The sequence below is a fragment of the Streptomyces sp. NPDC054813 genome (assembly GCF_053611365.1).
In genome coordinates, this window is the sequence record NZ_JBSHAF010000010.1 from 115372 (window position 1) to 126303 (window position 10932).

A 10932-nucleotide genomic window follows, 5' to 3' on the forward strand; every position below is an offset into this window, starting at 1 on the left:
CAGCCATGGACACCACCACGACCGTGCTCGTGATCTGCGCGATCGTCGCGGCGGCCCTGCTCGCCGGGGCGGTCACCGTGCTCGTACGACTGGTCCGCACCCGGCGCACCCTGCGCCGGGCCGGGCTGCCCACCGGACCGCGCTGGGTGTTCTGGGGCGCCGTCCTGTACCTGGTGCTCCCGACCGACCTCCTCCCCGACCCGATCTACCTGGACGACATCGGCGTCCTCCTGCTGGCCCTGCGCTCGATGCGCGCGGCTCGGGTGCTGCCGACGGAGGAGCCCGAACTCTGAGCCGCCCAGGGCATGATGGGCTGATGCGAACCACGTTCACCGGTGTCTCCGGGCTCTCCTCGCCGCCCGATGTCGCCGTGGTCGTCGACGTGATGCGGGCGTTCACCGTGGCGGCCGGGGCCTTTGGGCGGGGCGCGGAGCGGATCGTCTTCGCCGAAACCCTCGACGAGGCACTGGAGTTGAAGGCCCGCCACCCGGGCTGGCTGGCCTTCCAGGACGGTCCGGTGGTGCCGGGCTTCGACCTGGCCAACTCACCGGCCCGGCTGCGCTCGCTGGACGTCGCGGGCCGCACCGTCGTCCAGCGGACCACCGCCGGGACGGCCGGGGCGCTGGCCGTCGCCGGGGCCCGGCTGCTGCTGTGCGCGAGTTTCGTGGTCGCCGGGGCCACCGCCGCCGTCCTGCGGCGGGAGCGGCCCGAGGCGGTCACCTTCGTCGTCACCGGGGACGGCGGGCGGGCCGAGGAGGACCTGGCCTGCGCCCAGTACATCGCCGGGCGGGTGGTCGACGACGGCCTCGACCCGGGTCCGTTCGTGGACCGGGCCCGGAACTCCGACGCCGCCGCGCGGCTCGCCGAGGGGGTGCGGCTCGGCTGGGAGGGCATCCACCCCGAGGACGTACCGCTGTGCCTGGAGACGGACGCCTTCCCGTTCGCCATGGCCGCCGCCCGGGAGGACGGTCACCTGGTGCTGCGCCCGGTTGCCGACGGCTGAGCCGGTGCTCCGCGAGGAGCAACCGGTCGGTGCCGCCCGGGTGCGTTCCGTGGGCGTCGTGGCGCATTCTTGCTGTGTCCCCCACCCAGCGGTGCACGGACGAGGTAGGACCGGATGACTGGGAGCGGCGAGCACCTGGGCCGGGCGCGTGAACGGCTGACCGCGCTGCTGGTCGACGCCTCGACCGGCGCCCTGGACGCGGCCGGCGGCCACGTCGCCGGGGTGTACCTTCGCGCCGGCACCCCCGGGCTGCTGCGGCTCGCGACGCTGGTGGGGCTGCCCGGCCCGCTGTTCCGGCCCTGGTGGCGGCTGCACATGGACCGGCCGTTCCCGGTCGCGGACGCCTACCGGCTGGGGGTGCGGGTGGTGCTGCCCAACGCCACCGAGATGGTGCGCCGCTACCCCCAGTTCGCGGCCGGGCTGCCGTTCCAGTTCGGATCGGTGTACACGCCCGTGCCCGGGGCAGCGCCGTCGTTCGGAGTGCTCACCGTGCTGCGTCCGGCGGTCCCGGACGCGGAGGACGAGCTGCCCGGCCTGGACCACCTGGGCCGGCTGGCCGAGGACCTGGGCGCCGGGCTGCGCGCGCTGGTGGCCGAGGAGGGCGACGCGGCGGTCGCCTGGGAGGGCGAGCCGGTGTGCGTACGGCCGCCCGTGACGCGTCCGGGGACGGCCCGCGCCGGGCGTTTCACCTGGGACCCGGCCACCTCGGCGGTGTGCGCGGACGACCGGCTGCACGCCCTGCTCGGCGTGGCGCCGAAGGACTTCCCCACCACCGGCGCCGAGCTGGCGGCGGCCGTGACGCCCACCGACGCCCACCAGGTACTGACCGCGCTGCGCGAGACCGCGGCCGGCCGGCCGCCGGAGTCCCCGCTGCGGGTGCGGGCCGCGGACGGCGCCCCGCGCCTGCTGGAACTGTGGCCGCCGCCCGGCGCCCCGGACCCGACCCTGGTCTCCGGGGTCGTCGTCGACCCGGGCCCGACCGGGTTCGCCGACGGGGTGGCCGATCTGCTCCCCCAGGGTGTGTTCTGCCTGGACCGCTCGGGGCTGCTGCGTTACGTCAACCCGGCAGCCGCCCGCCTGACCGGCCGGCCGGCCGCCGAGCTGCTCGGCCGGCCCGTGTGGGAGGTCATGCCGTGGCTGGGCGGAGCGCCGTACGACGACCACTGGCGCGGTGCGCTGCTCGCCCCCGAACCGGTGCACTTCCAGGTCCGCCACGGTGACACCGGCGAGGGCGACTGGCTCGCCCTGTCCCTGCACCCCGGCCCCGACGTCGTCACCGGCACGGTCGTCCCCACCAACCGGATCGACCCGGCCGTACATCTGCCGAGCCCGCCGGAGCCGGGTGCGGCGGGCGGCCGGGCCATCGTCGGCGGCGCCCCGACGGCCCCGCTGTACCGGCCGATCGCCCTGGCCATCGCGCTGACCGACGCGGTGACCGCACGCCAGGTGTCGGCGGTGGTGATGCAGGAGCTGCTCCCGGCCTTCGGCGGCCGCCGACTGGCCATCTACCTCCTCCAGGACCGGCATCTCTACCTGGCCTGGGAGTACGGCTTCCCGCCGGGCTTCCTCGCCCCCTTCGACGGGGTCGGTCTCGACGCCCGCATCCCCGGCGTCGAGACCCTCACCACGGCCAGACCGCTGTTCTTCGACTCGATGCGGCAGCTGGGGGACACCTACCCGGGCCTCGCCCTGGACGCCGACGTGGGCGCGCGCGCCTTCCTGCCGCTGATCGCCTCCGGTCGCCCGGTCGGCTCCTGCATCCTCGGCTTCGACGTCGAGCGCGGCTTCACCACCGAGGAGCGCACCGTCCTCACGGCGCTCGGGGGCCTGATCGCGCACGCGATGGAGAAGGCCCAGCGGTACGACAGCGAGGCCGCCCTCGCCCGCGGACTCCAGCAGGCGCTGCTGCCCCGCCGGCTGTCGGCCCACCCGGGGGTGGAGACCGCCGGCCGGTATCTGCCGGGCACCCAGGGCATGGAGGTGGGCGGGGACTGGTACGACGTGGTCGAGGCCGGCGACGGACTGGCCCTGGTCATCGGGGACGTCCAGGGACACGGGGTGCAGGCGGCGGCCACCATGGGCCAGCTGCGCAGCGCGGTACGGGCGTTCGCGCTCGGCGACCGGCCGCCCGACGAGGTGCTGAGCGGCACCAACCATCTGCTCATCGACCTCGACCCGGGCCAGTTCGCCAGCTGCTGCTATCTGCGCCTGGACCCCGCCACCGGACGGGCCCGGGTCGCCCGGGCGGGCCATCCGCAGCCTCTGCTGCGCGCCCCGGACGGCCGCACCCGCGTCCTGGAGATCGCCGGCGGAGTGGTGCTCGGCGTGGACCCGCGGGCCCGGTACCCGGTGACCGAGCTGGAGCTGGAGCCGGACGCGATCCTCGCCCTGTACACGGACGGGCTGGTGGAGCGGCCGGGTGAGGACATCGACAACGGCATCACGGCGCTGCGGCTGGCCCTGGCGAGGGCCGGGGCGGCACCCGGCCGGCGCGGCGGCCGATCGCTGGCCGGGGTGGCCGACCGGCTCACCGCCACGGCCCGGCACGCCGCCGACCGGCCCGACGACGTGGCGCTGCTGCTCGCCACCCGCCGCCGGTTGTCCGGGGACCGCCCATGACCCGGCACGAGGGGACATCGAGCCGGTTGCCTCCGGAGACCCTCTCGCCTCGCAGGGCCGGGCAGTGTAGACATGGGCTCATGGTCCGTCTGCCCGGCCGGTCCGAGACCCGGCCGCCTCCTTCCGAGGCTCCGCGCGCGCCGCTCGCGGAGCGGGAGCGGACGGTGACCCGGCCGGGGCATATGCGATCCGGGCGGTGGTGGTCGGCGCGCAGCGGTCGCAGCGTGGCCGGACAGATGTTCATGCTGCAGGTGGTGATCGTGCTGCTGCTGGTCGTGACGGCGGTGGTGGAACAGGTCCTCCAGGTACGCCACGACAGCAGCATGGAGGCTCGCAACCGGTCCGTGGCCGTCGCCCAGTCCTTCGCCAACGCGCCCGGCACCGCCGCCGCGCTGCGGCTGCCGGATCCGACCTCCGTGCTCCAGCCCAAGGCCGAGGCGGCCCGCAAGGCGACCGGGGTGGACTTCATCGTCGTCATGAACACCGAGGGGATCCGCTACACGCACCCGAAACCGGACCGCATCGGAAAGAAGTTCGTCGGGAACATCGGGCCCGCGCTGGCCGGCGAGACCGTCACCGAGGAGGTCCACGGCACCATCGGGGAACTGGTGCAGGCCGTGGTGCCGGTCAGGGACGCCGACGGCAAGGTGGTGGGGCTGGTGTCGGCCGGCATCACCACCGCGCACGTGGGCGGCGCCGCCAACCAGCAGCTGCCACTGCTGCTGGCCTCGGCCGCCGCCGCGCTGGCGCTGGCGACGGCGGGCACGGCGCTGGTCAGCCGACGCCTGCGGCGTCAGACGCACGGCCTCGGCCCGCACGAGATGACCCGCATGTACGAGCACCACGACGCGGTGCTGCACTCCGTGCGGGAGGGGGTGCTGATCGTCGACGGCGACGGCCGGCTGATGCTCGCCAACGACGAGGCACAGCGCCTGCTGGACCTGCCCCCGGACGCCGAGCGCCGCCAGGTGCGGGACCTCGGCCTGGACAGCGACACCGCGGAGCTGATCGCCTCGGGGCGGATGGCCACCGACGAGGTGCACCTGGTCAAGGACCGCCTGCTGGCCGTCAACCAGCGCCCCATCGCGGTGCGTGGCGGGCCGCCGGGCAGCGTCATCACCCTGCGCGACTCCACCGAGCTGCGCGCCCTGTCCGGGCGCGCCGAGGTGGCCCGCGAGCGCCTGAACATGCTGTACGACGCCGGGGTGGGCATCGGCACCAGCCTGGACGTCACCCGTACGGCCGAGGAACTGGCGGAGCTGGCCGTGCCCAGGTTCGCGGACTACGCCGCCATCGACCTGTACGACGCGGTCCTCAAGGGCGAGGAGCCCAAGCCCGGGGACGCGCTGCGCCGGGTGGCGTTCACCGGCCTCCGCAAGGACGCCCCGCTCTACCAGGTCGGCGAGCGGATCCGGTTCGTGCCGTCCTCGCCGCAGGGCCGCTGTCTGGACACCGGCTATTCCGTCGTCGAGCCGCGGCTGCGGGACGCGCCCGGCTGGCGGGCCCAGGACGTGGAGCTCACCGGCCGGATCCTGGAGTTCGGCATCCACTCGCTGATCACGGTGCCGCTGCGGGCCGGGAACCTGGTGCTGGGGGTGGCCAACTTCTGCCGTTCGGAGAAGCTCGCCCCGTTCGACACGGAGGAGCTGGCGCTCGCGGAGGAGTTGGTGGCCCGGGCCGCCATCTCCATCGACAACGCCCGCCGCTACACGCGCGAGCACAGCATGGCGGTGGCCCTGCAGCGCAGTCTGCTGCCGCGCAGCCTGCCCGAGCAGAGCGCCCTGGACATCGCCTACCGCTATCTGCCGGCGCAGGCGGGCGTCGGCGGTGACTGGTTCGACGTCCTGCCGCTGTCCGGGGCCCGGGTGGCACTGGTGGTCGGGGACGTCGTGGGGCACGGGCTGCACGCGGCGGCGACCATGGGGCGGCTGCGCACGGCCGTGCACAACTTCGCGGCGCTGGATCTGACCCCCGACGAGCTGCTGAGCCTGCTGGACGAGTTGGTGAGCCGCATCGACCAGGACGAGATCCCCGCGGACAACACGGCCCCGGTCACGGGGGCGACCTGCATCTACGCGATCTACGACCCGGTCTCCCGGCGCTGCACGGTGGCCCGGGCCGGTCATCCGCCGCCGGCGCTGCTCGGGTCCGACGGCAGTGTGCGGTTCCCGGACGTGCCGGCCGGGCCGCCGCTGGGGGTGGGCGGACTGCCCTTCGAGACGGCCGACCTGGAGCTGCCCGAGGGCAGCAGCCTGGTCCTGTACACCGACGGGCTGGTCGAGGACCGGCAGCGGGACATCGACGAGGGTCTAGACCTGCTCGCCGGTGCCCTGGAGTCGACGGCCGGCGGCACCCCCGAGGAGACCTGTGCGGCGGTCCTGGAGCGGTTGCCGGCCCGCCCCAGCGACGACGTGGCGTTGATCGTCGCCCGCACCCGGGCGCTCGGCGCGGACCAGGTCGCCGAGTGGCAGGTGCCGGCCGACCCGGCGGCCGTCTCCGAGGTGCGGGCCAAGGTGACCCGTCAGCTCGCGGACTGGGACCTGGACGAGCTGTCGTTCACCACCGAACTGATCCTCAGCGAGCTGGTCACCAACGCCATCCGCCACGGCCGCGCGCCCATCGGGGTACGGCTGCTCCGCGACCGGACGCTGATCTGCGAGGTCGCCGACGCCAGCACCACCTCGCCGCACCTGCGGTACGCGGCGAGCACCGACGAGGGCGGCCGGGGGCTGTTCCTGGTCGCACAGATGGCCGAGCGCTGGGGCACCCGGTACACCCCCGCCGGCAAGGTCATCTGGGCGGAACAGCCGCTGCCCTGAGGCCCCGAGGGGGTGCTCCGCACAATTGTGTTGAGGACACGTCACCCCGCGGGTGATGATCCCCGGTATGTTCTCGCGCCGCAGCCGTCGCCCCAAGTCCGCCGAACTCGTCAGGGCCTGGGAGTGCCTGGACTCCGGGGATCTGCCTGGGGCGGTACGCCGGTTGCGGGCCGCCGGGGAGGACGCGCCGGTCGTCGAGGTGGCCCTCGTGGTCGAGCGGGCCGCCGAGGCGGCGGGGTTCGACGACCTCGGACAGGCGGCCGCCGCGCTCGCCGCCCGGCCCGACCATGCCAAGAACCTCTTCGACTTCGGGTACGCGTGTGTCGAACGCGGCCTGTCCTTCCTGGCGATCCCGCCGCTGCGCACGGTGCTGAGCCACAACCCGGGTGCGCTGACGGTCCTGCGGGAGCTGGTGTCGGCGTACGAGCGGGAGGAGCGCCACCAGGAGGCGATGACCGAACTGGCCCGGCACGTGGGCGACTTCGCCGACTGGCCGGACCGGTATCTGCTGGTGTACAACGCGCTCATGGCGGGCGACCTCGAGATGGCCCGCCGTCAGCACGCGCTGCTGCCCGAGCCGGAGGACGCGCAGTGGCTGCCCACGCGGGAGCGCCAGACCCGGATGCTGGAGCGGGCCGCCGCCCTCGGCGAACCGTCGGGTCTGCGTGACTGGCAGTACGTGACCGGCGGCCAGGTGCTGGGCACGCTCTCCCCGTTCGGCTTCGCCGCGGGCATGTCGGGCCGGTACGCCTGGCTCCAGGACAGCCCCGAGATGTGCCTGCGCGCCCTGCGGCGGCTGGCGCTCCTGCTGTCCACGACGCGGACGAGCCCGCGTTCGGTGTCCCTGCTGCCCGACCGCGGCTCGCGGATCCTGGGCCTGGCCGCCGCCGAGGTGCTGGACCTGCCGGCCGTGCCGTTCGAGCCGGACCGCCCGGACACCGTCGTCGTGGCGTACGACCTCAACGAGCTGGCCGGGCACCCGTCGGGTCCCGAGATCATCGGCGCCCTCTTCGAGCGCGCCCCGGGCCAGGTGCTGCACGAGCATGCGAGTTGCTGGACCGACACCCCGGCCGTCACCGCCGACAGCGTCGGTCTGCTGCACCAGTCGGTGGTGGCCCCGTGGGGCGAGCGGCTGCGGGTCGGCGAGAACGGCGAGGCGGAGCGGGAGGCGGCCGACGGGCGGCCCGAGGAGGAACTGGCCGCCGAGATCACCCGGGCCGACGCGACTCCCGACGAGGGCGACGGCGAGGGGCCCGCCGACCCGGACGGGGCGTTCGCCGCGTTCGCGGAGTCCGTCCGGGACAGTTGGCTCACCGGCGACCGGGCCCGCCTCAACTCGTCAGGCCCGGTGCGCAGTTCACGCTTCGCGTGACGTCAGCCGAGCGCCCGGTCCAGGTTGAAGGCCGCGCTGATCAGCGACAGATGGGTGAACGCCTGCGGGAAGTTGCCCTGTTGCTCTCCGGTACGGCCGATCTCCTCGGCGTACAGGCCGAGATGGTTGGCGTAGGTGAGCATCTTCTCGAAGGCGAGCCGGGCCTCGTCCACGCGTCCGGCGCGCACCAGGGCCTCCACGTACCAGAACGAGCAGATGGAGAAGGTGCCCTCGTCGCCGCGCAGGCCGTCGGGGCTGGCCTGCGGGTCGTAGCGGTAGACGAGGGAGTCGGAGACCAGGTCCTCGCCCAGGGCGTCCAGGGTGGAGAGCCACTTGGGGTCGGTCGGCGCGATGAACTTGGCCAGCGGCATCATCAGGAGTGAGGCGTCCAGAACGTCCCCGCCCTCGTACTGGACGAAGGCGCGGCGCCGCTCGGACCAGCCACGGTCCATGATCCGCCGGTAGATGGCGTCCCTGGCGCCCAGCCAGTGGGCCAGGTCGGCGGGCAGGCCGCGCCTTCGGGCCAGCCGGATCGCCCGCTCGATGGCGACCCAGCACATCAGACGCGAGTAGAGGAAGTTCTTGCGGCCGCCCCGGGTCTCCCAGACGCCCTCGTCGGGCTGGTCCCAGTGGTCGCAGACCCAGGCGACGAGCCGGGTGACGTCGTCCCACTGGGCGCTGGAGATGGGCTGGGCCCACTTGTCGTAGAGGTAGATCGAGTCGATGAGGGCGCCGTAGATGTCCAGCTGGAGCTGGTCGGCCGCGGCGTTGCCGACGCGCACCGGGGCGGATCCGCAGTGGCCCTCCAGATGCGGGAGCTCGCGCTCGGGCAGGTCGGTGCGGCCGTCGATGCCGTACATGATCTGCAGCGGCCCCGAGGCGGCGCCGTCGCCGGGGGTGATGCAGGTGGTCAGGAACTTCATGAAGGCCTCGGCCTCGCCGGTGAAGCCGAGCCGCAGCAGGGCGTACACGGCGAAGGCGGCGTCGCGGACCCAGACATACCGGTAGTCCCAGTTGCGTTCGCCGCCGAACTGCTCGGGGAGGCTGGTGGTGGGCGCGGCCACGATGGCGCCGGTGGGCGCGTAGGTGAGCAGCTTCAGGGTGAGCGCGGAGCGGTGCACCATCTCGCGCCAGCGGCCCCGGTAGCGGGACCGGGACAGCCAGCGCCGCCAGTAGCAGACGGTGGCCTCGAACTGCCGTTCGGCCTCGATATGGGCGCAGCCGCGTGGCGCGATGTGCTCGCCGGCCTGGTCGAGGGCGAAGACCGCGGACTCGCCCTCGCCGAGTTTGAAGTCGGCGTGGGCGTCCGCTCCGTCGCTCTCCATGACCACCGTGGCGGTGAGCGTCAGGGACATCGTCTCGGACTCGAACAGGGCGGTGCCGTCGAGCAGGCGCAGGGTGTGCGGGTCGGCGCCGTAGTTGAAGCGGGGGGCGACCCGGACCCGGAAGGGTACGGTGCCGCGCACGCAGATCACCCGGCGGATGAGCCGGTGCCGCTCGCTGTCACCGGACTCGCCGACGACGGGCATGAAGTCCTGGACCTCGCCGACGCCCTCGTCGGTGAAGAACCGGGTGATCAGCACGTTGGTGTCGGGGAAGTAGAACTGCTTGGTGCGGGCCGGTACGGCCGGGGCCAGCGCGAAGTGGCCGCCGCGCTCGGCGTCCAGCACGGCCGCGAAGACGCTGGGGGCGTCGAAGGACGGGCAGCAGTACCAGTCGATGGTGCCGTCGCTGCCGACCAGGGCCACGGTGCGCAGATCGCCGATCAGCCCGTGCTCGGCGATCGTCAGGTAGCGGGGGCTACCGGGCGCATTTTGAAAGAACCGCTGTTCGATCATCGCGGCGGCCTCCCCGGAACGGATGTATGGGCACATTACATCCTAAAAGGGATAATTTCCCCCCAGTATCGGGTACCCGGTGCCGGAAGGGCCCCGGGCCGCTCCGGATGCGGGGTGCGGCCGGGCGGGCAATCGTGAGAGTGTGCACCCCGCTCCGCGAAGGAGAGACCATGTCGACCTCAGAACCCGAAGCGTCCCGGTCGTCCGACGACCGCGCCACCCCGGACTCCCTGCTGCACAGCGCCCCCGGCACCGGGGTGGCGCCCGAAGACCTGGTGATGGCCTCGGGCCGGGACGTCACCCCGGCCACGCTGGAATGGGCCAGGAAGAAGATGGAGCGCGAGGGACCGAACTGCGTCGAGAGGCTCCTGCCCTGACGTTGGACAGGCGCCGCCTCCTCGGCCTCCTCGGATCGGCGGGCGTGGTGTCGTCCGGGCCCGCCGTACACACACCGCGACCCGCCCCCGCCGTCGTCGTCACGTCCACGGGCGGCGACGGCGAGGACCCTGCGGGGTTCAGAGGGGAGGACCACGCGCGGTTCAGGGACGAGGACCACGCGCGGTTCATGAGGGCCGCGGCCGAAGAGGCGCGCCGGAACCCGCGCTACCCCTTCGGCGCGGTACTCGTGGGCTCGGGCCGGGTCCTGGGACGCGGGGTGAACACCTCGGCCGAGAACCCGACGTACCACGGGGAGATGCTCGCCATGGCCGACTACGTACGCCGGGTCGGCAACCACGGATGGGCCGCGACCACCCTGTACTCGACCGGGGAGCCGTGTGCCATGTGCATGAGCGCCTGCGCCTGGGCGGGTGTGGGCCAGGTCGTCTGGGGCACCTCGATCGACGGGCTCGGCCGCACCGGGCTGGCCCAGATCGCCCTCCCGGCACGGGCGGTGGCCGATGCGGCCAGGTCCTTCTACACCCCCCGGCTGCTGGGTGGCGTCCTCGCCGGGACGACGGACGCGCTGTTCCGCCGGGCCCAGATCCTGCGCGGCGGCCGGGCGGGCGGGGCGCGGTGAGCCGCCCGTGCGGCACGGGATGCGCAACGGCCCAGGTCCGTACCGGATTTCACGCGAAGGTTGGCCGTTCTCTCTTTCGGACCGGGGGGACCTGCTGACAGACTCCGCAAGGTGCCAGACTTCGACATGCTCGTCATCGGATCCGGACCCGGGGGGGGGCGCCCCCCCCCCCCCCCGGCCCAACGCGTGCGCGCCGGCGCGCGGGGGGGCACCCCCCCCAGTGGGGGGGAGGTGGGGCGCGCCACCCCCCCCCTCCCCGACCC

The 10932-nt window shown here is 73.9% G+C and carries 8 protein-coding genes; 7 read left to right on the forward strand and 1 reads right to left on the reverse strand.

Going from position 1 to position 10932, the window contains the following annotated elements; genetic code table 11:
- The first annotated feature begins 5 nt into the window (after positions 1-5).
- From ACWGJB_RS21630 to ACWGJB_RS21650, 5 genes are all read left to right on the forward strand, one after another.
- Positions 6-293, forward strand: a complete 288-nt coding sequence (locus tag ACWGJB_RS21630) for a DUF1232 domain-containing protein (protein WP_351696789.1) — start codon at positions 6-8, stop codon at positions 291-293.
- Positions 294-316: 23 nt separating this feature from the next.
- Complete coding sequence (locus ACWGJB_RS21635) at positions 317-1003, forward strand: 2-phosphosulfolactate phosphatase (protein WP_453381757.1); 687 nt, start codon at positions 317-319, stop codon at positions 1001-1003.
- Between the two features lie 114 nt (positions 1004-1117).
- Entirely contained in the window at positions 1118-3622 is a 2505-nt protein-coding gene (locus ACWGJB_RS21640; RefSeq protein ID WP_453381758.1) for a SpoIIE family protein phosphatase, read from the forward strand.
- 80 nt (positions 3623-3702) lie between these two features.
- Positions 3703-6441 (forward strand): SpoIIE family protein phosphatase, encoded by a 2739-nt coding sequence (locus ACWGJB_RS21645; RefSeq protein ID WP_453381759.1) that lies wholly within the window; start codon positions 3703-3705, stop codon positions 6439-6441.
- A 67-nt stretch (positions 6442-6508) separates the two neighbouring features.
- A complete protein-coding gene (locus ACWGJB_RS21650; protein ID WP_453381760.1) occupies positions 6509-7813 on the forward strand; it encodes a hypothetical protein in 1305 nt (434 codons plus the stop codon).
- Positions 7814-7815: 2 nt separating this feature from the next.
- On the opposite strand, the gene ACWGJB_RS21655 is transcribed toward ACWGJB_RS21650, so the two are convergent.
- Positions 7816-9651, reverse strand: a complete 1836-nt coding sequence (locus ACWGJB_RS21655; protein WP_453381761.1) for a glycoside hydrolase family 15 protein — start codon at positions 9649-9651, stop codon at positions 7816-7818.
- 170 nt (positions 9652-9821) lie between these two features.
- On the opposite strand from ACWGJB_RS21655, the gene ACWGJB_RS21660 reads away from it, so the two are divergent.
- Positions 9822-10028: a hypothetical protein gene (locus tag ACWGJB_RS21660; RefSeq protein ID WP_453381762.1), complete on the forward strand. Its 207-nt coding sequence runs from the start codon at positions 9822-9824 to the stop codon at positions 10026-10028.
- On the forward strand, positions 9968-10669 hold the full coding sequence (locus ACWGJB_RS21665; RefSeq protein ID WP_453381763.1) for a nucleoside deaminase: 702 nt from the start codon (positions 9968-9970) through the stop codon (positions 10667-10669). Before ACWGJB_RS21660 ends, ACWGJB_RS21665 begins: the two co-directional genes overlap by 61 nt.
- Positions 10670-10932: the final 263 nt, after the last annotated feature.

What these genes read in the sequence shown, in the direction of transcription:
- ACWGJB_RS21630 (WP_351696789.1), top strand. Translation starts at nt 6, where the DNA reads ATGGACACCACCACGACCGTGCTCGTGATCTGCGCGATCGTCGCGGCG.
- ACWGJB_RS21635 (WP_453381757.1), top strand. Translation starts at nt 317, where the DNA reads ATGCGAACCACGTTCACCGGTGTCTCCGGGCTCTCCTCGCCGCCCGAT.
- ACWGJB_RS21640 (WP_453381758.1), top strand. Translation starts at nt 1,118, where the DNA reads ATGACTGGGAGCGGCGAGCACCTGGGCCGGGCGCGTGAACGGCTGACC.
- ACWGJB_RS21645 (WP_453381759.1), top strand. Translation starts at nt 3,703, where the DNA reads ATGGTCCGTCTGCCCGGCCGGTCCGAGACCCGGCCGCCTCCTTCCGAG.
- ACWGJB_RS21650 (WP_453381760.1), top strand. Translation starts at nt 6,509, where the DNA reads ATGTTCTCGCGCCGCAGCCGTCGCCCCAAGTCCGCCGAACTCGTCAGG.
- ACWGJB_RS21655 (WP_453381761.1), bottom strand. Translation starts at nt 9,651, where the DNA reads ATGATCGAACAGCGGTTCTTTCAAAATGCGCCCGGTAGCCCCCGCTAC.
- ACWGJB_RS21660 (WP_453381762.1), top strand. Translation starts at nt 9,822, where the DNA reads ATGTCGACCTCAGAACCCGAAGCGTCCCGGTCGTCCGACGACCGCGCC.
- ACWGJB_RS21665 (WP_453381763.1), top strand. Translation starts at nt 9,968, where the DNA reads ATGGGCCAGGAAGAAGATGGAGCGCGAGGGACCGAACTGCGTCGAGAG.